Here is a 24,134-nt window from a genome sequence, read left to right on the forward strand (position 1 = left end):
GTGACAGGCCACGCAGTGCAAATTGCCGCGATGACCGACTTGCCTGGCGGGCAGGTCTCGCATCCCACCTCCGTCGCGGCGAACGACGCCTATACGGCAAAACTGCACACCAGCCTCGAGGCGGTCAGGCCACTCTGGCTGCGCCTCCAGGAAAGCGGTGTGTGCACCGGCCACCAGAATTACGCCTGGGCGGAAGGGATCGCCACGCGGCTGCTGCCGGAAGGCGCCGAACTCCTCATCGTCGAGGTGGGCGACGCCACGACCGGCGAACCCAGGATGCTGGTGCCGCTGATGCGGCGCAGGGCTTTCCATCATTGGGTGGTCGAATGGTTGAGCTGCGGCGTCTGCGACTATTCGGCACCGCTGCTGGCCGATGCCAGCCCGTGGACGCGACAATCCGCGCAGGCTGCGTGGGCGGCGGTGCGCTCGGCGCTGCCGCCGGCGGACCGCGTCCACATCGTGGGGATTCCCCGACAGATCCAGGGCGTCGCCAATCCGCTGGCCTTGCTGTCGGCCACGCGCGATTCCATCCAGACCACTTTCGGCCTCGCCATCGACGGCGATCCCGAAACAGTGCTCAAGCGTCTCTGCAGGCCATCCTTCGTCAAGGAATTCGGCAAGGACTGGCGCCGCCTCGAACGGCTTGGCGGCGTGGAACTGGTCGAGGCCGGGGCACCGGCCGAGGTTGACCGTATCTTCGGCGAACTGGTGCGGATGCGGCTCGACCGCTTTCGCGAGCTTGGTCGCTTCGATCTGCTGACCCAGGAGAACATCGTCGATTTCTACCGGAACGCGGCTGTTCATGGCCTGTTGGACGGTTCGGTGCGGCTTTTCGGGCTGCTCGTCGGCGAGGCTCTGATCGCGGTTCAATATCTGCTCGTGCATCAAGGGACTGTTCATGCTCTGCTGATAGCAATGGACCAGGGCGTCGTGCCCAATGTCTCGCCGGGGCTTGCAATCATGGGCAGGTTGATCGGCTGGGCGCGCGAACGAGGCTTTGGATATTTCGACCTGTCGGTCGGCAACCAGAGCTACAAGGAACATATGGGCGCCAAGGGTTCGGTATTGGTCGAACTCTGCCATGGGTTCACGATGCGGGGCAGTGTGGCGACCACCGCCATCGAGTTCCGCAGGCGGGCCGAGGCTTTCGTACGCTCCAGCCCAAGGCTGCTCAACGCAGTCCAGGGAACAATGCGGGGTTTTCGGCGCTTGCGTGGATAATGCCCATGCGCCCCAGAACGAATGGGAGAGGCATGTGGCAAGCCAGGCAGTGCGGTTGGTCGCGACAGCGGATGCACCGGTTCAGCCGATTTCGCCGGTTAGAGCAGGCATGGGCGCCACCGCGCGCTATACGGCGCGGCTGCACACGAGCTTCGACACCGTAAGGCAGCTCTGGCAGCGTCTTGAGGAGACCGGTTTGTGCACCGGTCACCAGGGCCTTGCCTGGGTGGAAGGGATCGCCGGGCGGCTGATGCCCAAAAGCGCCGATCTGCTCGTCGTCGAGGTCAATGATGCCGCCACGGGCCTGCATGTCATGCTGCTGCCGCTGATGCGGCGCCGGGCGCTCGGCCACTCCGTGATCGAATGGCTGAGCTGCGGCGTGTGCGATTATTCGGCGCCGCTGCTGGCCGATGCCAGGCCTTGGACCAGGCAAAACGCCGACGCCGCCTGGGCCGCGGTCCGCGCCGTGCTGCCGCCCGCCGACCGCATCCATATTGCGGGGATTCCGCGGGAAATCCACGGCGTGGCCAATCCGCTGGCGCTGCTTTCGGCGGCGCGCGACTCCATTCAGATCGCCTCGGGTCTCGTCATGGATGGCGAGCCGGAGACGCTGGTCAAGCGTATCTGCAAATCCTCCTTCACCAAGAATTTCAACAAGCACTGCCGCCGCTTCGAACAACTCGGAGGCCTCGCACTGGTCGAAGCCGAGACGCCTGAGATGATCGAGGAGCAGTTCGGCAGGCTGCTCGACCTCAGGCTCAACCGCTTTCGCGAACTCGGGCGCTTCGACCTTTTGACGCAGGCGCCGATCGTGGAGTTCTACCGCAACGCCGCGCTGCAGGGGCTTTCCGACGGCTCGGTGCGGCTGTTCGGGCTGCGCGTCGGCCAGGCCTATCTCGCCGTCATGTACGTGCTGGTCATGAAGGGCACCTTGCACGCCCTGCTGCTCGGGATCGACCAGGACGCGGTGGCCAACGTCGCGCCGGGCCTGACGATGATCGGCAAGCTGATGGTGTGGGCACGGGCGCAAGGGCTCGGCTATTTCGACCTCTCGGTCGGCGGACAGGGATACAAGCAGCATATCGGCGCCTCGAACTCGGTGCTGGCCGAACTGTGCGAGGCGATGACGCTGAAGGGCAGGGGCTCGACCACCTATATCAGGCTGCGCTGCAAGGCCGAGCTGTTTGTGCGCTCCAAGCCGCGGCTTTACAAGGCCGTGCAGGGCGTGATGCGCCGTTTCCGGCGGTTGAAGACCTGAAGGACGCCGCCCGCGAAATTGACAGGCGCGCGTGTCTCCGCCATCCTTGGGGCCAGTCGCCGGGCCGCCAAAAGCGGCCGAGTTCCGTGTCAGGCGACCGAGGGCGAAGCGCATGTCCACTGCCGTGAACGGCCAGAACTCCAAGCGCGCCGCGGTGCGCAAGGCACTTGACCGCCACAAGGTCTACGTCACCGCGCAGCGTTTCTCAGGCGGCACCTACAGTGCGCGCGTGCTGGTCGACGGCGAGGCCTACTGGGTGGATGAGTTCCGGCTGAGCCAGTTGCAGCAGGGTTTGTCGCCGGCCGAGCTGGAGCTGACGCCGGCGACGGACGACTGAGACCACGTGATAAATCGCGAGCGGTGCCAAGGTAGCGCCCCACGGCGCGAAGGAACGAGGCGGCTGTTGGTTTCCGCCAGGCTCGGCTTTTGACATGCCGCCCGCCAAGCTCGGATCCTATCGCGCCAAGCGCGAATTCTCGAAGACGCCGGAGCCGGCCGGCGGGCTGATGACTGGGGGCGGCAACCGCTTCGTCATCCATAAGCATCACGCCACGGCGGACCACTACGATCTGCGCCTGCAGGTTGGCGATGTCTTGAAAAGCTGGGCGGTGCCGCGCGGGCCATCGCTCAACCCAGCCGACAAAAGGCTGGCGGTGGAGACCGAGGACCATCCGCTCGAATACATCGATTTCGAGGGCGTCATTCCCGAAGGCGAATATGGCGGCGGGCCGATGATCGTCTGGGACACAGGCAGCTGGGCGCCGATGGACGATGTCGACAAAAGCCTGCGCACCGGCGCCTTCAAGTTCCGGCTGGCCGGCGAAAAGCTCAATGGCGGCTGGATGTTGACCCGGCTGAAGCCAAAGCCCGGCGAAGACGAGAACAAGAAGAACTGGCTGCTGTTCAAGGAGCGCGACCTCGCCGCCGACACGGGGCTGAATATCCTCGAAGCGCGGCCGGAAAGCGTGAAATCCGGCTTGCGCATCGAGGAGCTGGCAGCGCCACCTAAGCCGGCCGCGAAGTCCGCGCCAAAGCCCGGTTCGCTGAAGCCGGGCGACCTGCCGGGCGCGGCCAAGGCGCCAGCGCTGAGCCGCATCGAGCCGCAACTGGCGAGCCAGGTGCCGAAGCCGCCGGGCGGCGAAGGCCTTGCCGAGAATACGAACGAGCTCTGGCTGCACGAGATCAAATTCGACGGCTACCGCACCATGGCGCATATCTCCGACGGGCAGGTGCGGCTGATCACGCGCGGTGGCATCGACTGGACGAGACGCTATGGCGACTTGCCACATGCGTTCGCCAAGCTGCCGTGCCGCGAGACGATCATCGACGGTGAGATCGTCGTGCTCGATGCCAAGGGCATTTCCCGCTTTGCGCTGTTGCAGGACGCGCTGGCAGCGGGCGCCGGCAGCAAGCTGCATTTCTACGCCTTCGACCTGTTGCATCTCGAGGGCTGGGATCTGATGAAGGTGCCGCTCATCCGGCGCAAGGCGCTGTTGGCCGAACTGCTTGGCGGGCTTGGCGCCAACTCCGCGATCCAGTTCTCCGACCATGTCGAGGGTTCCGGGCAAGCGCTTTACGACCAGGTGACGGAACTCGGCCTGGAGGGCGTGATCTCCAAGCGCGCCACCGCGATCTATCAGAGCGGCCGCACCAAGAGCTGGACCAAGACCAAGGCACTCGAAAAGGACGATTTCGTCATCGCCGGCTACACCATTTCGGACGCGGCCGAGGGGCTGGCCGCGCTCGGCATGGCCGAGTGGGTGGACGGCGAACTGCACTATCGCGGCAAGGTCGGCACCGGCTTCGATGCCGGGACCGCGGCCGACCTGCTGGCCCGGCTTGGGCCGCTCACATCCGGCGCCACGCCGCCGGAAGGCGTGCCCCGCGAAATCATGCGCGAGATGCATTGGGTCAAGCCGCTGTTTTCGGCGCGCATCCACTACGCCAATCGAACCGCGGACAATTCGTTGCGCCACGGTGTGTTCCGGGGCCTCAGGGATGTCGGCCTGTCGACGCCGGTCTCCTCGACGCGCAAGCGCCTGATCGCCGAAGCCGATCTCGCCACCATCTGGGTGACAAACCCGACGCGGCGGCTGTTCGGCAAGACCGGCCCGACCAAGCTCGACATCGCCGTCTATTACGCGCTGGTCGGCGACTTCATGCTGCCGCACATCCTTGGCCGCCCGGTGTCGCTGGTGCGCTGCCCGACCGGCCTGCCCAAGGACTGCTTCTTCCAGCGTCATGCGTTCACCGGCATGCCGCCCTCGGTGGTGACGTTCCAGGCCACCAATTCCGAGGGCGAGACCAAGTCCTATCTCTCGGTCGAGGGCGCGAAAGGCTATCTGGCGCTGGCGCAGTTCGGCGTGGTCGAGTTCCACACCTGGGGCACGCATCGCTCGAGCCTCGACAAGCCCGACCAGATCGTCCTCGACCTCGACCCGGGCGAGGGGATTTCCTGGCGCGAGGTGGTGGAGGCCGCCGTGCACATCAAGGGCGAGCTGGAGGGGCTTGGTCTGGTGCCGTTCGCAAAGACCTCCGGCGGCAGCGGTATCCACATCACCGTCCCGGTGACGCAAAAGCAGAACTGGAAGAAGCTGCATCAGACAACCAGCGCCATATCAACGCATCTAGCCGCCACCGCGCCCGACACCTTCACCACCACAATGGGCAAGGAAAACCGCAAGCGGCGCATCTTCATCGACTATCACCGCAACGCGCGCGGCCACACCTCGGCCGCGCCCTATTCGCTGCGCGCCCGAACCAACCTGCCGGCCTCGACACCTGTGAGCTGGGCCGATCTGGAGGCGATCGATGCACCGCAGGATTTAAATTATGCGTCGCTGCCGGGGTTGCTGGAGACGTCGGGCGATCCGTGGGCTGAGATCGACGACTTCGCCAGGGATCTGCCGGTGGTCTCGGGAAAGGTAAACGGGCTTTGAGGCGCCCTTCGACGACCAGGGCTCCTGAACTTCGTCATCCTAGGGCGAAGCAGGAGCGAAGCTCCGTCGCGAAGACCCTAGGATGACGAAGCGTGGAGCGTTCGCTGTGGTCGCCGGCGTGTCGGCTCAAACGCCATCGACGCTTTCGACAATTTGAATTATCTTGTCGCCGGTCCTCTCGCAGCCCCGGCGGGAAGATTTCGTCAGGGATTTGTCGGTATTGTGCGGGGTCGGTGTAGGATTTGCGCAGCCTTGTTCGTCCTTCGGACGAAGCGCTGCGAAGTAACAGTCAGTGCATGGCCGCGTAGGAGTTCATCATGGCGCCCAGGGCAAGTTGGAAGGGTTACCTCAAACTCAGTCTCGTCAGCTGTCCGGTGCGGCTATATCCCGCCACCAGCGCCAGCGAGCGCATCTCGTTCAACCAGCTGCACAAGAAGACCCACAACCGCATCAACATGAAGCCGGTCGACCCTGAACTGGGGCTCGTTGAGCGGGCGGATCTGGTCAAGGGCTACGAGTACGAGGACAAGCAGTACATCATCATCGACGATGCCGACCTCGACGCGGTGCGCATCGAATCCAACCACACGATGAACATCGAGGCTTTCGTCGATGAGGACGAGGTCGACGTCATCTACCAGGACGCGCCCTATTACATGGCGCCGGACGGGGCGATGGCGGAAGAGACTTTCGCCGTGCTGCGCGAAGCGATGCGCAAATCCGGCAAGCTCGCCATCGCCAGGCTGGTGCTGTCCAGCCGCGAGCGCGTGGTGACGATCGGCGCGCGCGAGAACGGGATGTTCGTGTGCACGTTGAGGAACCCGAACGAAGTGCGTGGCACGGCTGAATATTTCGGCAACATTCCAGCCGGCAAGCCTGACCCGGAAATGCTGCAGCTTGCCGAAGCGCTGATCAAGCAGAAGGAAACCACCTTCGATCCGAAGAATTACGAGGACCGCTACGAGGTCGCGCTGATGACGATGATCCGCGAGAAGCTGAAGGGCCACAAGCCGATCATCGCGGCGGCACCGGAGCGCGGCAACGTCATCAACCTGATGGATGCGCTGAAGGCCAGCCTGTCTCAGTCGAAGCCGCCGGCCAAGTCGAAGAGCAAGGCCGACGAGCCCGCCAAGCCCGCCGCGAAGAAGGCGGCTGCGGGTGGTGCGCCTGAAAATCCGCTCAAGGCCAACCTGCTCAAGGCGGTCGGCAAGAGCAAGAAATGACGGCTCCGGCCGTTCCGGGCGCTGTCTTCGGCACGATCGGCGCACTGGCGGCGTTTCCGCTCAGGCTTGCCGCACGCGAGGTGGAGCGCCAGCACGGCCAGCTCAGGCGCGGCGTCACCCGCCGCACCACGCATGTCGTGTTCGGACGCGCATTGTTGGTCAAGGCGGGGCTGACCAAGGCCGGACTCACCAAAAATAGCGATAGCGAGATCGAACGCCGCGTTGGCGCCGAGCGCGCGGCCGGGCGCATTCTCATGAGCGAGAACGGTTTCCTGCGGCTGCTCGGGCTGATGAAGGCGCCCGAGGCGTCTTCGCTGTCGCGCCAATCGCTGATCGACCAGTCAAGGCTGTCCGGCGCCGATCTCGACAGGCTCAGCCTGTTCGACGCCTTCGAGCATGATGGCGAGCCCTATTCCTTCCGCGACCTGATCCTGGCGCGCAAATATGCCGGGCTGATCGCCGGGGGTGCGACATGGGGTGCGATCGCGCGCTCCGTCCACCGCTCCGGCCCGGTGGCCTCGCTCACCGCCAAGTCGCTCAATGTCGGCTCGCGGCACGGGCGGCCCGACGCGATCTACCTCGAAGGCGGCCAGAGCGAGCTCGACGGGCAGCTGCTGTTCGATCTCGGCGCCGCGGCAGAAGGCGACGACACGCTGGAAGATTTGTTCGCCGAGGCGGAAGCCGCCGAGGAGGGCGGGGACCATGACGGGGCCGCCGCACTCTATCAGCGCTGCCTCGCCATCGATCCCACTGACGCCATCGCCGCCTTCAACCGCGCCAACTGTTTGCGCGGGTCCGGGCGCGTGGCGGAAGCCGCGCATGATTATGCCAGGGCGATCAAGCTCGATCCGGCCTTCGTCGAAGCCTGGTTCAACCTGGCCGGGCTGATGAGCGAGCAAGGGCGCGACGCTTCGGCGCGAAGGCATTTGCAGAAGGCGATCGCACTCGACAAGACTTATGCCGACCCGGTGTTCAATCTGGCGCGGCTGGAGTTTGACGCCGGCAATCTGCTCGAGGCGCGGCGGTTGTGGATGCGGTACCTGGAGCTCGACGCGGTCTCGGAATGGGCAGGGGTGGCTGCCAGGGGTGTGCAGTTCGTGGACATGCAGCTGGCGAAGTCGGCGGGGTGACGATGGTGGGCGAAGGCCGCGATGACAGCCGATCTCTCGCTTCGTGGGGGGAGATCGGCAGCTTCGCCGTCGCGCGGGGTGTCACATCATGACCAGCTTCCTCTTCGACGGCCACGAGACCGCTCCCGTCACCATCCTGCTTGCCCATGGCGCCAGCGCTTCAATGGACTCTCCCTCCATGACAGCCACCGCAAAGGCGCTGGCCGCCGCTGGCTTCCAGGTCGTGCGCTTCGAGTTCCACTATATGGCCGCGCGCCGCTACGGCCAGCGCAAGCCGCCGCCGCGTGCCGAGACGGTGAACCCGGAATACATCAAGGCGATCGCCGACCTCAGGGCGAAGGGCGTGACGGGCAAGCTCATCATCGGCGGCAAGTCGATGGGCGGGCGGGTCGCGTCGATGATCGCCGACGAGATGTTTTCCAAGGGCGAAATATCGGGACTGGTCTGCCTCGGCTATCCCTTCCATCCGCCTGGCAAGCCCGAGCAATTGCGGACAAAACATCTCGCCGGGCTGAAGACGCCGACGCTGATCTTCCAAGGCACACGCGACGAGTTCGGCACCAAGGACGAGGTCGCGACCTACAACCTTTCCGATGCCATCGAAGTGATCTGGCTGGAGGACGGCGACCATGATTTGAAGCCGCGCAAGAGTATTTCGGGTTTCTCTACCGCGGATCATCTGACGACGCTGGCGGAGACGGTGAAGGCTTGGATGGGCAGGATCGCGCCCTGATCCCAATGAAGATCGCCAGCTTCAACATCAACAACATCAACAGCAGGCTGGACAACCTGCTGTCGTGGCTCGGCTCCGCAAAACCCGATGTGGTCTGCCTGCAGGAACTGAAGGCGCGCGACACGCAGTTTCCGCGTACCGCGCTTGCCGATGCCGGCTATGGCGCGGTGTGGAAAGGCGAGCCGACCTGGAACGGCGTCGCCATACTCGCGCGCGGTGCCGAGCCGGTGCTGACCCGCGATGTGTTGCCCGGCGACGATGCCGACCGGCAGAGCCGCTACATCGAGGCGGCGGTGAACGGCATCGTCATCGCCTGCCTTTATGCACCGAACGGCAACCCGCGGCCGGGACCGAAATTCACCTACAAGCTCGCCTGGCACGCAAGGCTGGAAGCGCATGCCGAACAACTCATCGACACCGGCCTGCCCGTGGTGCTGGCCGGCGACTACAACATCGTGCCCGAGCCGCGCGACATCTACGCCACACGCTCCTATGACGACAACGCGCTGGTGCAGCCGGAAAGCCGCGCCGCCTTCGCCGCGCTGCTCGAACAAGGCTGGACCGATGCGTTGCGCAAGAAATACCCGAAGGAAACGCTCTACACCTTCTGGGATTACCGCCGGAACCGCTGGCCACGCAACGCGGGCCTGCGGCTCGACCACATCCTGTTGTCGAAGACGCTGGTGCGCAAGCTCAGGGCCGCCGGCATCGATCGTGACGTGCGCGGGCAAGATGGCGCCAGCGACCACGCGCCGGTCTGGGTGGAATTGGGGTGAGGGATTTCACGTCCGTCAGCGGCGCACGCACCCTTTTCCGCGGGTTGTCTCTCGCGCTAAGCTGGACAGGATCGGCGGGGATAGTTGATGCATTGCATTTGTGACAATGGCGAGCGGCTACCGAAGCCGGTTTGCCATGAGTGACCTCGCTCTTGTCGGCCTGCTTGTGGCGGCGCTCGCGATCATTGCCGCCGCGGTTGCCGCCATTCAGCTGTTGCGCAAGGCGCGCCTGCGCCGTCGGGCGCTGCGCCGGGCCAATCCTGCCAACGACTACGCCGTGCGCACCGACTGGAGCCGCAGCACCGGCACCGTCAACTACTCGTCCTTCGTCTATTTCGACGTCGACCGCGACGGCAGCTACGGCGTGGCCGACCGGCCCATGGCCGGCATCATGGTGCGGCTGTTCGACGGGCAGGGTGGCTTTGTCGCGTCCTCGAGGACGAACAATGGCGGTTATGCCAATTTCGCCATGTCGACATCTGCGCTGACGGCTGCGATCCGCGTGCCGGCCGCCTACCGGTTCTCCGTTTCAGTGCCGCCGGGCTGGCGCTCGCCAAGCGCCAACGACACGCAGTCGATAGAGTTCCGGCTGGCACCCGGCTCGCCCGCCGGGCTGATATCGCAGGACCTGCCGCGGCCGGTCGGGCTGGCACCGGTGCGCAGCCTGGCCGGCAGGATGGCGGCAGGCGGTAGCGCGACCCTGTCGGTGATGGCGCGGGGGCAGGTGACGGAGAGCCGGACGCTGGCGCCGGCTTCGGCCTTCCGGTTCGAGCTTGCCGACGACGCCGACACTGTGGTGATCACCGGCGGCGGGCTCGACCGCCGGCTGGTGCTGTCGCCTTACCCCACCGATCTCGGGTTGCTTTCGCCCCGGGCGCCGGTGGATGAGGCGGCGGCGCGCACAATCGGCTTCGACGACGTCACCGGGCGCGGCTTCCGCAAGATCCCATGCGGCCACGCCGGGCTCGACTGGCGCAACCTGAACGCCATGGCGAATGACCACACCAAGGACAGCGAGGGCTATGTCAACGGCAATGTTTCAGGCGACCACGTGGCATACACCAGCAGCGGCTATCCGGCCGAGTTCAGCCGCGAGACGCCATTTGTCTTCCACTCGGTGCTGCTCAGCGCTGCCTGGCTGAAGGCGGAGGGGGAAACGGCGCTGATCGAAAGCTGGTCGGGCGACCGGTTGGTCGCCAGCGATGAAATGGTGCTGTCGGCGCTCACGCCGCTGCGCTACGCCCCGATGCTCAGGGAGATCACCCGTGTCCGCCTTTCGACGAAACACCACTGGCAAATGGTTGTAGACGACCTGGTTCTGACCAGCTGATTACTTCGTGATCGAGATCACAATCGGCCCGTTGGTCGCGGCTGTGATCAATTTCAGATTGCCCTTCCTGATCAAAACGGGCCGTTCATAAATCTTCTTCATGATGCAAGCTCTCCACTATATCCCGGGCGGAGTGTGTCATAACTCCGTCCGCTGTCAATATTTCGCCGGGGATGGCTGAGTTCCTATCGGCAGCGACCGTGGTAAATTGAACACTAACCTTTGTCGGCGTCGTCTGGTCGAACCGGAGATCCGTGGCCACGACGGAGGCGGCGCAATCAACCTCAAGCTGGGTTTTCTTGAGCAGGGCCGCCGCAGATCTTCTTATACCGCGGCTGTCTGCGTCCGTCTCACGCGATGCCCGGCGGCATTTTGCGATACGCCCATGACGCTGATAGTCTGACCTGAAGGCCAGGCGAGGAGGATGCGCGATGAACAGGTTGGCTGACAGGTCGCTGGCGCTTGTCCTGGCTGTGGTCGCGGCCGCCTGTCTGGCCCATGTCTATCCGCTGATCGACATCCTCGCCGGGCGTGGCCTTGCCGGGCTCGACGTTGCCATGCTGCGGCCGGCGGCATATTCGGCGGCGGCACTTGCCTGTTTCATCGGTGCGTTGCTGTTCCTGGCGGGTCAATTGCCCGGCCGGCCCGTGCACGCGGCCGGGGTGCCGCTGTTCGGCAGGGACGCCGAATTGGAGCCGGCGGGCCGCCCACGCCTGCGCCGGACTTTCCTGGTGCTGCCAGTGGTTGTCTTGCTGGCGCTGCTTGGCGACGGGTTCGGCTCGTGGCGGCCGCATGAGGGTGGCGAGCATGTCGCCAGCGCGCTGCCCATGGAATCCGCGCCAAAGCCGGAACCGCCGGAGCCGTCGCCGGTTGCTCCGACACCGCCTTTGCCGCAGGCCCCGCCGCCCGAGCAGACGGCCACGCCGCCAGCCGCTGCAAACCCGCCGGCTTTGCCGGTGCAACCAGCTCCGCCGGTGGCCGCGCCTGCTGTTCCGCCGGCGTCTGCGGCCGCGACGCCGCCGGAGGTCGCGGTCATTCCGCCGCCGACGGTGGCGCCGTTGCCGCCGTCGCCGCCGGCGGCACCAACGCAGCCCGACGGCCATCGCGATGCGGTCGTCTGGCTGGCGGTGGCGCCGGATGGGCGTTCGATCATGAGCGCCAGCACCGACCACACGATTAAGCTCTGGGACGTGGGCGGCAAGCACCTGATGCGCAATCTCGGCGTTCACAAGGACATGGCGCGCACCGCGCTCTACATGCCCGACGGCGTCAGTGCGCTGACGGCCGGCGACGACGGTGAGATCGTGCAGCGAAAACTCGCCGACGGCGCGGTGCTGCACGTCTTCCAATCCGGCCAGAATGGTGGCGTCAACAAGCTGGCGATCAGCCCGGACGGCAGGCGCGCCGTCAGCGGGCACGACACCGGCAACGTCATTATCTGGGACCTCGTCAACGGGTCCGTGCTGCATGTGCTGACCGGCCACGACTGGTCGATCAGCGCGGTCGCCGTCTCGCCCGATGGCAAGCAGGCCCTCTCGGGCAGCATCGACGGGACGCTGAAACTCTGGGACATCGACAGCGGCAAGCAGTTGCGCAGCTGGCACGGCCATGAGCAAGGCACCTATGGCGCCGTGTTCACCGCCGACGGGCATCATCTGATCACCGGCAGCGGCGACCTGACGATCAAGGTCTGGGATGTCGACAGCGGCCGCGAGGTGAAGCGCTTCGAGGGCCACGAGGGCACGGTTTACGCACTGGTGCTATCGGCCGACGGCAAACGCCTGCTGTCGGGATCACTCGACGGCACCGCAAGGCTGTGGGACATGGCGAGTGGGAATCAGATCGCCATGTTCGACAGCCAGACCGGACCGATCTACGCAGTCGCCTTCGCCGCCGATGGCACGGTGCTGACCGGCGGCTCCGACCGCACCATCAGGGAATGGCCAGCGGCCGGTGGTGACGGCGTCGTGCTGTTTGCAGGGGCGCCGGGGTGAATGCCTGGAGACGCTGGGCCGGGGTATGGACGCTGGTCAAGTAACCGGGCGCTTGCCATGGTCGACGCGGACGGGGGGGCGCATTGTTGGGGTGTGCTCGGCGCCCGCGCCAACCAGGGCGGCTCGTACCGCCGCAACAACACCATCGCACATCGCCCAAACCTCGGAAACTTCCGCGAAAGCGGAATAGGCAGCGGCTGCAAGGCCCGGCATTCTAAGCCGGCATGATCGGCCAACCGCCAGACGGCTTGGCGAGGCGGCAACGCAGTATGGCAAAGTGCTGGTCCATGGATTGACCGGGGACGTTGCGTCGCTATCTGACTCGATAGGCTGCGCGCCTGCGGATCGAACTGATCGGTTTTCCTTGTAGGACCAAGGTCTTGTTTCGTGCGCCCGAAAGTCCGAGAGGCCCCGTTCGGTTCCGGCAATGTCCATTGGACGTTCCGCTATTTTATCCAATCGAGATATGATCACCCGGCCTCGCCGCCAGGTTCAAGAACGGTAGCCTGCTCGGACAGGCATGGGCTGGTGGCTGCCCGGCAGGCAAAGACAAGCGCAAAATTCCGGCGAGAGCCGCTGCCAGCCAGCCTGCCCGCGCGAAAGCGGGTAGCTCTTGAGGTCGTTTGTTTCGGAGCGAAAAACTTGACCGCTCCATGCAGGCAAGGGATCGAACTGCCTGGGCTTGCCGTTACCCCAGCCACCACCACAATGCCGCGATCACCGCCGCGATGGCGGCCATCGTCAGCCCCAGCATGATGTAGGAGCCTTTGATGATGTCGCGGATGATCTTCTTGATCGTTTCGCGGTCGTTCAGGTTGGGGAAAGTTTCGTTTGGCTGGGCGACGTCGAGGAAATGGCAGAGCGGCCCCCAGCCTTCGCTGACGTTGAACACCAGCAGCTTTTCCGGCGGCACGGCTGCTCTCACTTCGTCGACATAGCTGGCGTAGCGGGCAACCGCCTTGTCGCGGTCACCCATGACGCCGGCCAATGTGCGGCCCCAGATGAGCTTGCGCGACATGTCGCCGAACTTGCGGCCGAACGGTGTGAGCCATTCCAGGACCTTGAACTGCCACAGGTTCTCGGTGAAGTAGATCGTGTCGATGGTGCTTTCATACCAGGCCTCGGCGCCGCGTGGGTGTAATGTCAGCAGCACCTTGGCGTCGGGGTAGGCAGCCATCAATTCCTTCCAGACGCAGCAGCCTGGATTGTCGACGGTGGCCGTATAGCTTGCGAACACGCGGTTCCAGTCGTGCTGGGTGCCGGGCGGGCTGTTGGCCACCGAGCGCCAGAAATCAAGATGGCCCTTATTGGCCTTGTTCATGATCACTTCCTGCATGTGATAGCAGGGCAGGCCGAGCCTGTTAAGCGCTGCAAAGGTCGACCATGTGCCGGTGCGGCCGAAACCGGCGCCGATAAGCTTGAGCGTCATTTCCAATCCCCACCGGACTTCTTTTCCCTGATATCGCGGTCCGTGAGCATCAAACTGCTCCTGCCGGGGCCGCCCCGCAACAAACTTCTACATGGATGCCTAGGCGGACGCCATACTTGCGTAGTTGCTAAAATAATGAAAGCCTGTGCGCGGGTGTGGAGATGGGCAGGGAGTCGCCGGACCGGAATCGGTTCGGCGATCTTGATGGTCGATGTATTTTGGGTCTTTTCTCGTCGGGATGTCGGCGACCACGATCGTTGTCGCAGTGTGGACCTATATTGCTACCGGTTCGTTCTGGGTGGCGCTTGGCTGGACAGTGGTGGTCCTGGTCGTCCTGCAGGTCGGCTATTTCGTGCTCGTCGTGGGGCTGATCTACAGGCGCGCGCAAAACGTCGCGATGAGCCCGGATGCAGTCAACCCGGTGCCGCCGCTCCATCGGGACGGCGTCCGATTCTAACGAAGAGCTCCCGCTCCGGTATCGAGCGTTGCGCACCTTCCGCCAAATCGCGGCGGCCGGTGGAACGAAGCTGTGATGCGTGCGTTTTTCCTGCCTCGATCGGTGAGGCGCCACCTCCACCGGTCCGTTGAAGGCCCGTTCTGCTCCCGGCAGGGCGGGCCTTTTTTGGAGGCCCGGTAGAGCATTTGGAACGACACTCTTCGCTATACGTTAGTTGTTCCTAAGGAGCGGGTAATCCGAGAAAGAGGCGACATTGCTTGCGCTGCAACGCGCGATGCTTTTGCTATTTCCGCAAATTAGAAGAAGTTTCTTCAGAAAAGCAAAGCATACCATTGCTTATCTTCACATGTGTGCATAATAAAATGTGGCATGTTTCTGGTTGCGCGCCACATTTATTTCACAAACAAGGATGGAACCTCCCAGTTGCGTGAGAGTTTTCCCTGAGGCGGAGCGAAATACCCAATCATGGAGGTTGTTATGAAGCATTATCTTACGAGCGCCGCGGCTGCCATCGTCCTGCTGGGCGGCGTCGGAGCGGCCCTGGCGGACACGATCGTGGTCCAGCCGGAACAGGAGACGGTGGTTCGCGAATACATCAAGAAGGAGCCGCTAGCGTCGGTGAACCTTCTGGGCGTCGAGCTCAAGCTCGGCTCGTCCGTGCCGGACAAGGTCGAACTGCGCGAGGTCCCCAACGTCAAGTATCGCGTTGCGGTGATCAACGATCAGACCGTGCTGGTCGACCCGGACACCCGTCAGATCGTGGAAGTTCTTCACTGATCCGTCTCTGCATCAAGCAAAAAGCCCATCACCGATTTAATCCGGTGATGGGCTTTTGCTTGTCGCCCGCCAGTTCTCCAGAATTACTCGGCGGCCAGCTTGTCCTGCGTCCTGGTGTCGAAGTCGCTGGCGTCATGGCGTTCGTGCAGTTGCATGGACGGTTCGCCAAAGGCGCGGTTGACCATGCGGCCACGCTGGACAGCGGGCCGTTCGTCGATCGCCTTTGCCCAGCGCTGAACGTGCTTGTAATCCTGAACCGACAGGAATTCGGCGGAATCATTGTACATCCGGCCGAGCGCCAACCCGCCATACCAGGGCCAGACCGCCATATCGGCAACCGAATAGTCCTTGCCACCGAGATACTCGACCTCGGCCAACCGGCGGTCGAGTACGTCCATCTGCCGCTTCACCTCCATCGAGAAGCGGTCGATGGCGTATTCGAACTTCTCCGGCGCATAGGCGTAGAAATGGCCAAAACCGCCGCCGAGATAAGGCGCAGAACCCATCTGCCAAAACAGCCAGGACAGCACTTCCGCCCGGGCCGGCTGTTCAGTGGGCAGGAATTCACCGAATTTTTCGGCGAGATAGACCAGGATCGAGCCGGATTCGAAGACGCGCAGCGGGGTCTTGCCGCTGCGATCCATCAGGGCGGGGATCTTGGAATTGGGATTGACCTCGACAAAGCCGCTGCCGAACTGGTCGCCATCGTTGATCCGGATCAGCCAGGCGTCGTATTCGGCGCCCTTGTGGCCAAGCGCTAGAAGCTCCTCCAGCATCACCGTTACCTTGACGCCGTTCGGCGTCGCCAGCGAATAAAGCTGCAGCGGGTGCTTGCCGACGGGCAGGTCCTTGTCATGCGTCGGACCGGCGATCGGCCGGTTGATGCTGGCAAAGGTGCCGCCATTGGCCTTGTTCCAGGTCCATACTTTCGGCGGGGTGTATTCAGTCATTGCACGGCCTCGTGTCGTGGGAAGGATGGATAGGCGTTTATAGGTAGGGCTGTGGAGGGGGAAGTTCAACTTGTGTTGAACTATGTTAATCTTGGGCCGCCGCATTGTCCTGCCGGGCGTTCGAACCTCGAAAGGCCAAGTGATTGGCTTCGTGGTCCATGGCCACCGTTCTCACCCCTTGCGCCTTCTCCCGCGTGGCATACCTATACAGCAAGCCGCCAGGCATTCGCATCGCAGGACAAAATCATGACCATCAATCCCAATTCGCGCTCCGTGGTTGCCGTGCGGGCGACCGTTCCGGAGGATGCCTTCACGGCCGGGGCCCTCGGTACGCTCAGGGAAGGCAGCGGCGTCGTCATCCGCGATGACGGGCTGGTGCTGACCATCGGCTATCTCATCACCGAGGCGGAAGAGGTCTGGCTGACCTCGCATGACGGCCGTGTCATTCCCGCGCATGCGCTGGCCTACGACCAGGAATCAGGCTTTGGCCTCGTCCAGGCGCTGGCGCCGACCGGCCTGCCGGCCGTGGCGCTGGGCGATGCCGGCAAGGCCAGGATCGGCGACGCGGTGGTGCTTGCCGACGGCATCGGCCGGGCAGTCGAGGCCAAGATCGTCACCAAGCAGGAATTCGCCGGCTATTGGGAGTATCTGCTGGACGAGGCGATCTTCATCGCGCCGGCGCATCCGTCCTGGGGCGGCGCGCCCTTGTTCAGCGCCGAGGGCGCACTGCTCGGCATCGGTTCGCTGCGCCTGCAGATGAGCCGCGCCGGCGAGGTGGCCGATATCAACATGGTGGTGCCGATCGACCTGTTGCCGCCGATCCTCGACGACCTGCTGACGCGTGGCCAGGTGGCTAAGCCGCCGCGCCCGTGGCTCGGGGCGCTGTCGGCCGAAAGCGACGGCAAGGTGGTGGTGATGAGCGTGACCGAGGGCGGCCCGGCCGCCAAGGCCGGCCTGCGCGAAGGGGACGTCATCTCCGAGGTCCGTGACGGCGCGGTCGACGGGCTCGCCGATTTCTATCGCAAGCTGTGGGAAAGCGGTTCGGCCGGTGCCGAGATCCCGATGCGGGTGGTGCGCGATGGCCGCGAAACGTGGCTGCGTGTGAAATCCGCCGACCGCGGCAGTTTCCTGAAAAAGCCGCAGCTGCAGTAGGCCGGGCGATTTCGGCCAGCCGATGCATCCAAGACTGCTCAAGACCTTCCTCGTGGTGGCGCGCTGCCGTACCGTCACGCGCGCCGCCGAGACGGTTCATCTCGCCCAGTCGAGTGTGAGCGACCAGATCCAGTCGCTGGAGGCCGAGCTGGGCGCTGTCTTGTTCACGCGCTTGAAGTCGGGCCTGGAACTGACCTCGGCGGGACTGGCGTTGAAGCCCATCGCCGAGGAACTGCTGCGGCTCGATGCCGAAGCGCGGGCGGCGGTGCTCGCGGCGGCGGGACAGACCAGCGGAGCGCTGACCATCGGCGCGCTGGAGACGATCGCCTCGGCCCGGCTGGCGCCCTGGCTGCCGGGGTTCCAGGCCAGTTATCCTGATATCGCCGTGCGCATGAAAGTGACTGATAGCGGCGCGCTGCTGCGCCTGCTGGAGGAGGGCGACATCGATGTCGCCTTCTGTTTCGAGCGCCGCGATATGTTCAACGGCGGCGCCAATCAGCGCTTCGCCAGGCGCACGATTTTGGCCGAACCGCTGGCGCTGGTCACCGCGCCGGGGCAGAAGCCGGTTCCGTGCGACCTGGCCGCCCTTGCCGCGCTGCGCTTCGTGGCAACGGAGCCTGGATGCATCTACCGGCACATGTTCGACACCGCCTTTGCCGAGGCGGGCACTGGTACGCCTGAACTTGCCGCCGAAGTCGGCAGCATCGGTGCCATTGCCCGGCTGGTGGCGGCCGGCGCGGGGCTGGGCCTCATTCCACGTCTGGCGGTCAGCGACGCGCTCAAGCGTCGTGAGCTGATCGAACTGCCTTGGCCTGGCCCGGAACCGGCGGCGCCGCTGACGATGATCTGGCGGCGCCGGCGCGTCCAGCCGCCGGCATTGCGCCGCCTGCTTACCGCCGCGAGCGACATGCAGGCGCCGGCATCCTCGAAAGCCAGTTCAGACGCTGAATCCTCAAGCCGCTCCAAGGTCCTGCTTTAACAGCATTTCGCAGAGCCGTCCGTTTTAGACGAGACGATGTCCGCCCTCGACGTGGAGCGTCGTGCCGGTGGCAAAGCCATTGCCGATGAGGAAGGCGATCGCGTCGGCGATGTCCTCGGGCTGGCCGATCCTGCCGACCGGCAGCCGCTCGGCCATCGCCGCAAGCGTGTCTGCCTTCCTGTCGCCCGCCACTTGCGCCCAAATTTCGGTATCGACCCAGCCGGGTGACACCGCGTTGACGCGGAGCGGCGCGAGTTCTATGGCCAACGCCCGCACCAGCCCTTCGAGCGCGGCATTGACAGCGGCGACGACCGAGCCGCGCGCGGCCGGCCGGTAGGCGGCGATGCCGGAGACGAAGGTCATCGATCCAGCCGCTGCCAGCCGTGGCGCACCATGCTTGGCAAGCAGCAGCGGGCCGAAGAGCTTGCTGTCGACCACGCGTTGCGCCGCCTCGAGACCGAGCTCCGGCAGCAGCCGGTAGGCGCCTTCGATGTCGGCGGCGGTGCTGACGATATGGTCGAGGCCGCCGATCCCGGCGAACAACGCCCCGACCTGGTCTTCCCGCGTAATGTCGACAGTGGCCATGTCCAGGCCCGCGGGATTGCCCAGCGCCTCACGCGCCTGCCGCAGCCTGTCCTCGCCGCGCCCGGCGATGATGACTTCGGCCCCGGCTTCGAGGCAGCGCCTTGCAAGCGCGAGACCCATGCCGGATCCGCCGCCGACGATCAGGATTTTCTGGTTTGAAATGCTCATTTCCGCTCTGCCTTCGTTTGGTTGGACAAGGGCAGGGAATTGGCAGCTCGATGCGGTGAGGGGAAACGGAAGAAACCGATGGTGCTATCGGAGATGCCGATTGGTCCGACGTCGTGCGGTTTGGAAACCCGATTGCCTCGATGGCCGGAGCTTGGTCAACGGGCCAGCGGGCTATCCCAGACTGCGAACAAGAGCGCCTTAAGTTCGGCGAAGCGCTTCGGCCCAAGTTCGGTGCGCCAGTCCTCCTCGATGTCGCGCAATATGTCGACCATTTTCCAGAAAGCAGCGTGGCCGCGCTCGGTGGACCGCACCACGCGCGCGCTGCCTTCGCCGTCGGAGCGGACGAGATAACCGTAGCCTTCCAGACTGGTGAGCAGCTGGTTGATGGCCTGCTTGCTCATGCCGGCACGCTCGGCGATCGTGCCGGGCCGCGCGCCGTCCGGGCCGGGAAACTGCAGCACGGCCATATGCGGCAGACGCAGTTCGTCGAAGCCGGCGGCATTGAGCTCCCTGATCAGCCGGCGCTGGATCGCCTGGGCTGGCACGCGCAGCAGGGCGCCGATCAAAAGGTCCTCGGTCTTGGTCTGCAGAACTTCGGTGGAGGTGGCCATTGACGATCCGGTAAATTGAATTTACTGATAGCTAGTAAATGTAATTTACCGGAGGGGTTTGCGCAATGTCATCCATGAATCCTGGGGTCAACCCAGCCGATGAGACCATCGGCACCAAGGGGCTGTCGGTCCGTTTCCTGGTGTCGGGCGAAAATTCGAACGGCAGCGTCGCCGCTTTCGAACTGATGGTGCCAAGCGCGCAGCGCTTGCCCGCGCCGGCGCACAGCCACGACCATTACGAGGAAACGATCTACGGCATTGACGGGGTTTTGACCTGGACCGTGAACGGCAAGCCGATCGAGGTTGGGCCGGGGGAGGCGCTGTGCATTCCACGCGGCGCCGTCCACCGCTTCGACAATAACGGCACCCGGGATGCCAAGACGCTGTGCGTCATCACGCCGGCGGCAATTGGTCCGGACTATTTCCGCGAGACATTCGGTCTGCTTAACGCCGCTGCCGGCGGGCCGCCCGACAAAGCTGCCATGATGGAGATCATGCGCCGCCATGGCCTGACGCCGGCAATGCCGCCACCGGCCTGATGCCGGCCGAAGCCCAGCGAGCCATTATTCCTGGCAAGCAGCGAAGGCGTCGCCCGAGTTCCAGTCCCGGAATGCGATGGTCTTGCCTTCCGCCGACACGGTCTTGTGCTTCGTGCTGCCGTCCGGCTGCTGCTTCGAGCTGGTGCCCTTGCCGGTCAGCACATTGTAGTCACAGGCGCTGGCGGCATTCTCCTGCAGGTAATCATCGGAATCGTAGGCGAAGCCGGCAACGATGAAGGCGCCGTTGCGGTAGGCCACGGTCAGCGTCTGGTTGGTGCGCTCGCTGCCGATCTCCGGCGCCGGCAGATGGAATTTGATCGACCCGTTGGGCAGCATTGTCAGCTCCGGCTCGGCGTCGGAGTTTTCGTAGCCGGCCCGGTCGTAGCCGTTCCACTCGCCACCGATCTGTTCGCGCACGATCTCGACAGGCTTGAGGTAATTGTGCTCCTTGTCCCCGAGGAAGAAATGGATGTCCATCGGGTCGGTCGGGCCGGTCTCGACCACCATGGCAAGGTCGGGAGCGCCGTCGCCGTTGAAGTCGCCGGTCAGCGCGGTGATGATCTTGCGGGTTTCGATCGGTTCGGCCAGCGCCACGCCCGGCAGCAACAAGGCAAGGCCGAAGAGCAGAGATTTCATTGCGGCATATCCCCCCGCGTGGCATTTGTGGTCCTATAGCACGGTGGGGAAGCGTCGTGCTCCTCCATCTGGTCGGGCGCGCTTCAGCCGCAACGCGGCAATCCATGGTGTGTTTCCAACTTCATGACAGCGTCTCCATTGCTGACGGGAATTGGGTGTGATGCCATGATGCCGGGCCGCAGGATGACGGAGGCAAGATGACAGGGGCCCCAGCGACAACAATTCTGAACCGGCAGGCCCGCTGATGGCTCCGGTCAAGGTCGATCCCGAAAAGGTCAGGGAATTTCCCGACGCGGCCAGTTTCCATACCTGGCTCGGCCAGCACCACGCCACGGAAACCGAAGTGTGGATCAAGGTTCACAAGGTAGGCTCGGGACTGAAGTCGATCACACCGAAGGAAGCCATCGACGTCGCGCTGTGCTTCGGCTGGATCGACGCCGTGCGCAAGGGGCTGGACGAGAACAGTTTCCTGCAGCGCTACACGCCGCGCGGCAAAAAAAGCATCTGGAGCAAGATCAACATCGACAATGTCGCGCGGCTCATCGAGGAGGGCCGCATGACCGAGCACGGGCTGAAACAGGTCGAGGCGGCCAAGGCCGACGGGCGCTGGGCACGTCCCTATGGCAGCGGCAAGGAGATGAAAATCCCCGATGATCTGCAAGCGGCGATCGATGCCGAGCCGGCGGCCAAGGCGATGTTGGAAAAGCTCAGCGCGCAGAACCGCTTCTCGCTCGCCTTCCGCACCCACAACATGAAGACCGAAGCCGGGCGCAAGAAGAAGATCGAAGCCTTCGTGGCGATGCTGAAGCGCGGCGAGACGATCTATCCGCAGGGAAAGAAATAGCAGCCTTCAGACGCGGTAGTGTGGGTCAAGGGTCCGGGAATTGTCCGCACGGGCGCCGACGACGCCATCAAGACATCGCCGCGGACGGCCTGGACAAGAAAGTCGAGCACCGTTGTCACACGCAGCGGGATATTCCGGCGGGACGGGTAGACGACATTGATCGGCAGGCGCGTCGGCGGAAAATTCGGCATCAGCTTGACCAGCCTGCCCGCTTCGATGTCCGATCCGGCGAGGATGTGGGAAAGCACTGCAAGCCCGGCTCCCGCCAGGGTCGCGCGATGGACGGCCATCGAATTGTTGGCGACGAGGCGGGGCTCAATCCGCAGAACCACTTCCTCCGCTCCGCTGGAGAACGACCACGACCGGCCGTCCCCGCCACGGCTGTAGCAAATGCAGGAGTGATCCTTGATGTCTTGCGGCGTTCGCGGTGTGTCGCGTCCCTCGATGTAGGCTGGCGAGGCCACGAGAAAGGCTGTTGTCCAGCCGATCCGGCGGCAAATCAGGCTGCTGTCACAGACCGGCCCGAGGCGTACCTCTAGATCGATCGCATTCGCGACCACGTCCGACGGTTCATCCCGAAGGAGCAGTTCGACCTGAAGTGCCGGATGGCGCTCCAACAGCCCTGCCAGACGGTCGCTGAGGAAGAAGCCGAGGGGCGTCGGCAGGCTGAGCCTAACCTTTCCGGATATGGCTGCCGCTTCGGCGCCGCTGGCTTCGCCGAGCGCTTCGACCGCTTCGATGACGCGCAGCGCCATCGGCAGCATCCGTTCACCCTCCGCCGTCAAGGCGAGCGCGCTCGTCGTGCGATGCAGGAGGCGCGTCTTGAGATGCGATTCCAGCGCGGAGACCTGCCGGGATACAGCCGGCTGCGTCAGATTGAGGTCGATGGCGGCCGCTGAGAAGGATTTTGTCTGCGCCACCCGCAGGAACGTTCGCAACGCCGATACGACGTCCATCCTCGCCCTCATACTTTTCGACATAAGCCTTATGTTCGCATCGTAGGCGGGTGGCGCTTTACTGTCCAGTCATTATGGATATTAATTGTCCTTAAGGACACAAGATATCCAAAAAAGGAAAAGCCATGACGCAGCGCCTGAACGCCGCCCAGCAATCGCCTGAACTCTTCAAGAAGCTCCTCGATTTCAGCATGGCCGAGACACATGGCGCGATCGAAGAGAAGCTCCGCGATCTGGTCCACGTCAGGGCATCCCAGATCAATGGCTGCGCCTTCTGCCTCGACATGCACGTCAAGGAAGCAAAGATCCACGGCGAGAGCGAGCTGCGGCTGTACCATCTCGCCGTCTGGCGCGAATCGATCCTATTCATTCCCCGAGAACGTGCCGCCCTTGCCTGGACCGAAGCCGTCACCAAACTCCCCGAAGGCGGTATCCCGGACGAGCTCTATGAACGCGTGCGCGGGCAGCTTTCGGAGAAGGAAATCTCCGACCTCACCTTCTCGATCATGGCCATCAACGCCTGGAACCGTGTCAGCGTCGCCTTCAAGACCGTGCCCGGCTCCGCGGACAAGCTCTATGGCCTCGACAAGGCCGGCCTGAACTGACCTCTCCCTCAACGAAACCAGCAACGACGCGGCGCGACCGCGAACGGAGACTATCATGAAAATCGTCATCATCGGGGGCACCGGGCTTATCGGCTCCAAGACGGTCGAACGGCTGCGCAAGCAGGGCTGCGAGGTGGTTGCCGCCGCCCCGAATACCGGCGTCAACACCATCACGGGCGAAGGCCTGGAGGCGGCGCTGGCTGGCGCCGAGGTCGTCATCGACCTCGCCAATTCACCTTCGTTCGAGGACCAGCCCGCCATGGATTTCTTCACCACTTCGGGCCGCAACCTGCTCGCCGCGGGCAAAGTTGCCGGGGTCAGGCACCACATCGCGCTCTCGGTTGTCGGGACCGAACGCCTGCAGGACTGCGGCTATTTTCGCGCCAAGCTCGTCCAGGAAGAGCTGATCAAGGCCTCCGGCATCCTCTACACCATCGTTCATTCGACGCAGTTCATGGAATTCCTGGCCAGCATCGCCAAGTCCGGCACGGTCGGCGAGGCCGTGCACCTGTCGCCGGCCTATGTGCAGCCTATCGCATCGGACGACGTCGCCGATGCGATGGCCGGGATCGCGCTCGGCGCGCCGATCAACGGCATGATCGAGATTTCCGGTCCGGAGCGTGCGCGCATGAGCGAACTCGTCGCCCGCTACCTCAAGGCTGTCGGCGATCCCCGCGAGGTCGTGGCTGATCCGGAGGCGCTCTACTTCGGCGCGAGGCTGAACGACACTTCGCTCGTCTCCGACAACAATCCGCGCCTTGGCCGCATCACCTTCGAACAATGGTTCGCCACCGCGGCGCGGAAATGACCGCCAGGATGCGCCGTAGCTCAACACACAAAGG

At 64.2% G+C, this 24,134-nt stretch carries 24 protein-coding genes; 18 read left to right on the forward strand and 6 right to left on the reverse strand.

The annotated features are described in order from the left end of the window. The 10 genes from MESAU_RS14830 to MESAU_RS14875 all read left to right on the forward strand — a co-directional run bounded on the left by MESAU_RS14830 (position 1) and on the right by MESAU_RS14875 (position 12,604). A complete protein-coding gene (locus MESAU_RS14830) occupies positions 1-1,221 on the forward strand; it encodes a GNAT family N-acetyltransferase (protein ID WP_015316842.1) in 1,221 nt (406 codons plus the stop codon). A 34-nt stretch (positions 1,222-1,255) separates the two neighbouring features. Further along, a complete protein-coding gene (locus tag MESAU_RS14835; protein WP_041163780.1) occupies positions 1,256-2,479 on the forward strand; it encodes a GNAT family N-acetyltransferase in 1,224 nt (407 codons plus the stop codon). A 112-nt stretch (positions 2,480-2,591) separates the two neighbouring features. Continuing rightward, positions 2,592-2,816 (forward strand): hypothetical protein, encoded by a 225-nt coding sequence (locus MESAU_RS14840; RefSeq protein ID WP_015316844.1) that lies wholly within the window; start codon positions 2,592-2,594, stop codon positions 2,814-2,816. A gap of 94 nt (positions 2,817-2,910) precedes the next feature. Further along, positions 2,911-5,418 (forward strand): DNA ligase D, encoded by a 2,508-nt coding sequence (gene ligD, locus MESAU_RS14845; RefSeq protein ID WP_015316845.1) that lies wholly within the window; start codon positions 2,911-2,913, stop codon positions 5,416-5,418. Positions 5,419-5,735: 317 nt separating this feature from the next. Beyond that, the gene (gene ku / locus MESAU_RS14850) at positions 5,736-6,641 is read left to right on the forward strand and encodes a non-homologous end joining protein Ku (RefSeq protein ID WP_015316846.1); all 906 of its coding nucleotides are present in this window, start codon (positions 5,736-5,738) and stop codon (positions 6,639-6,641) included. Next, positions 6,638-7,771, forward strand: a complete 1,134-nt coding sequence (locus MESAU_RS14855) for a tetratricopeptide repeat protein (protein ID WP_015316847.1) — start codon at positions 6,638-6,640, stop codon at positions 7,769-7,771. The genes ku and MESAU_RS14855 overlap by 4 nt, the downstream gene beginning before the upstream one ends. Positions 7,772-7,859: 88 nt before the next feature. Continuing rightward, positions 7,860-8,504, forward strand: coding sequence for an alpha/beta hydrolase family protein (locus MESAU_RS14860; RefSeq protein ID WP_015316848.1), 645 nt, complete (start codon positions 7,860-7,862; stop codon positions 8,502-8,504). 5 nt (positions 8,505-8,509) lie between these two features. Further along, positions 8,510-9,280 (forward strand): exodeoxyribonuclease III, encoded by a 771-nt coding sequence (locus tag MESAU_RS14865; protein ID WP_015316849.1) that lies wholly within the window; start codon positions 8,510-8,512, stop codon positions 9,278-9,280. 136 nt (positions 9,281-9,416) lie between these two features. After that, positions 9,417-10,610, forward strand: coding sequence for a hypothetical protein (locus MESAU_RS14870; protein WP_015316850.1), 1,194 nt, complete (start codon positions 9,417-9,419; stop codon positions 10,608-10,610). Positions 10,611-11,041: 431 nt separating this feature from the next. Continuing rightward, positions 11,042-12,604 (forward strand): WD40 repeat domain-containing protein, encoded by a 1,563-nt coding sequence (locus MESAU_RS14875; protein WP_015316852.1) that lies wholly within the window; start codon positions 11,042-11,044, stop codon positions 12,602-12,604. Positions 12,605-13,292: 688 nt separating this feature from the next. Here the strand turns inward: MESAU_RS14875 and MESAU_RS14880 are convergent. Next, on the reverse strand, positions 13,293-14,033 hold the full coding sequence (locus MESAU_RS14880) for a sulfotransferase family protein (protein WP_015316853.1): 741 nt from the start codon (positions 14,031-14,033) through the stop codon (positions 13,293-13,295). A gap of 211 nt (positions 14,034-14,244) precedes the next feature. Between MESAU_RS14880 and MESAU_RS14885 the strand changes: the two genes are divergently transcribed. Further along, entirely contained in the window at positions 14,245-14,490 is a 246-nt protein-coding gene (locus MESAU_RS14885) for a hypothetical protein (RefSeq protein WP_015316854.1), read from the forward strand. Positions 14,491-14,967: 477 nt separating this feature from the next. Then, positions 14,968-15,267 (forward strand): DUF1236 domain-containing protein, encoded by a 300-nt coding sequence (locus tag MESAU_RS14890; RefSeq protein ID WP_015316855.1) that lies wholly within the window; start codon positions 14,968-14,970, stop codon positions 15,265-15,267. A gap of 83 nt (positions 15,268-15,350) precedes the next feature. Here MESAU_RS14890 and yghU read toward each other — a convergent pair whose 3' ends face one another. Then, complete coding sequence (yghU, locus tag MESAU_RS14895) at positions 15,351-16,217, reverse strand: glutathione-dependent disulfide-bond oxidoreductase (protein ID WP_015316856.1); 867 nt, start codon at positions 16,215-16,217, stop codon at positions 15,351-15,353. A gap of 246 nt (positions 16,218-16,463) precedes the next feature. Here yghU and MESAU_RS14900 point away from each other — a divergent pair, with 246 nt between their 5' ends. Together MESAU_RS14900 and MESAU_RS14905 are read left to right on the forward strand one after the other, a co-directional pair. Beyond that, positions 16,464-17,369, forward strand: a complete 906-nt coding sequence (locus tag MESAU_RS14900) for a S1C family serine protease (protein WP_015316857.1) — start codon at positions 16,464-16,466, stop codon at positions 17,367-17,369. A gap of 22 nt (positions 17,370-17,391) precedes the next feature. After that, on the forward strand, positions 17,392-18,348 hold the full coding sequence (locus MESAU_RS14905; protein WP_015316858.1) for a LysR family transcriptional regulator: 957 nt from the start codon (positions 17,392-17,394) through the stop codon (positions 18,346-18,348). A gap of 24 nt (positions 18,349-18,372) precedes the next feature. Here the strand turns inward: MESAU_RS14905 and MESAU_RS14910 are convergent, their stop codons facing one another. Together MESAU_RS14910 and MESAU_RS14915 are read right to left on the reverse strand one after the other, a co-directional pair. After that, a complete protein-coding gene (locus tag MESAU_RS14910) occupies positions 18,373-19,101 on the reverse strand; it encodes an SDR family oxidoreductase (protein ID WP_015316859.1) in 729 nt (242 codons plus the stop codon). A gap of 155 nt (positions 19,102-19,256) precedes the next feature. After that, entirely contained in the window at positions 19,257-19,712 is a 456-nt protein-coding gene (locus MESAU_RS14915) for a MarR family winged helix-turn-helix transcriptional regulator (RefSeq protein ID WP_015316860.1), read from the reverse strand. Positions 19,713-19,777: 65 nt separating this feature from the next. On the opposite strand from MESAU_RS14915, the gene MESAU_RS14920 reads away from it, so the two are divergent. After that, positions 19,778-20,251 carry a cupin domain-containing protein gene (locus MESAU_RS14920; protein WP_015316861.1) on the forward strand — a complete coding sequence of 158 codons (474 nt, stop codon included), beginning with the start codon at positions 19,778-19,780 and terminating at the stop codon, positions 20,249-20,251. 24 nt (positions 20,252-20,275) lie between these two features. Here MESAU_RS14920 and MESAU_RS14925 read toward each other — a convergent pair whose 3' ends face one another. Further along, the gene (locus tag MESAU_RS14925; RefSeq protein WP_015316862.1) at positions 20,276-20,887 is read right to left on the reverse strand and encodes a hypothetical protein; all 612 of its coding nucleotides are present in this window, start codon (positions 20,885-20,887) and stop codon (positions 20,276-20,278) included. A 244-nt stretch (positions 20,888-21,131) separates the two neighbouring features. Between MESAU_RS14925 and MESAU_RS14930 the strand changes: the two genes are divergently transcribed. Continuing rightward, positions 21,132-21,731 (forward strand): YdeI/OmpD-associated family protein, encoded by a 600-nt coding sequence (locus MESAU_RS14930; RefSeq protein ID WP_015316863.1) that lies wholly within the window; start codon positions 21,132-21,134, stop codon positions 21,729-21,731. Here MESAU_RS14930 and MESAU_RS14935 read toward each other — a convergent pair. After that, positions 21,710-22,687, reverse strand: a complete 978-nt coding sequence (locus MESAU_RS14935) for a LysR family transcriptional regulator (RefSeq protein ID WP_015316864.1) — start codon at positions 22,685-22,687, stop codon at positions 21,710-21,712. The genes MESAU_RS14930 and MESAU_RS14935 overlap by 22 nt on opposite strands. A 125-nt stretch (positions 22,688-22,812) precedes the next feature. Here MESAU_RS14935 and MESAU_RS14940 point away from each other — a divergent pair, with 125 nt between their 5' ends. Continuing rightward, the gene (locus tag MESAU_RS14940) at positions 22,813-23,292 is read left to right on the forward strand and encodes a carboxymuconolactone decarboxylase family protein (protein ID WP_015316865.1); all 480 of its coding nucleotides are present in this window, start codon (positions 22,813-22,815) and stop codon (positions 23,290-23,292) included. A 55-nt stretch (positions 23,293-23,347) separates the two neighbouring features. Then, a complete protein-coding gene (locus tag MESAU_RS14945; RefSeq protein WP_015316866.1) occupies positions 23,348-24,100 on the forward strand; it encodes an SDR family oxidoreductase in 753 nt (250 codons plus the stop codon). Positions 24,101-24,134 lie beyond the last annotated feature (34 nt).

It is taken from the genome of Mesorhizobium australicum WSM2073 (assembly GCF_000230995.2).
GTDB classification, from domain to species: Bacteria; Pseudomonadota; Alphaproteobacteria; order Rhizobiales; family Rhizobiaceae; genus Mesorhizobium; species Mesorhizobium australicum.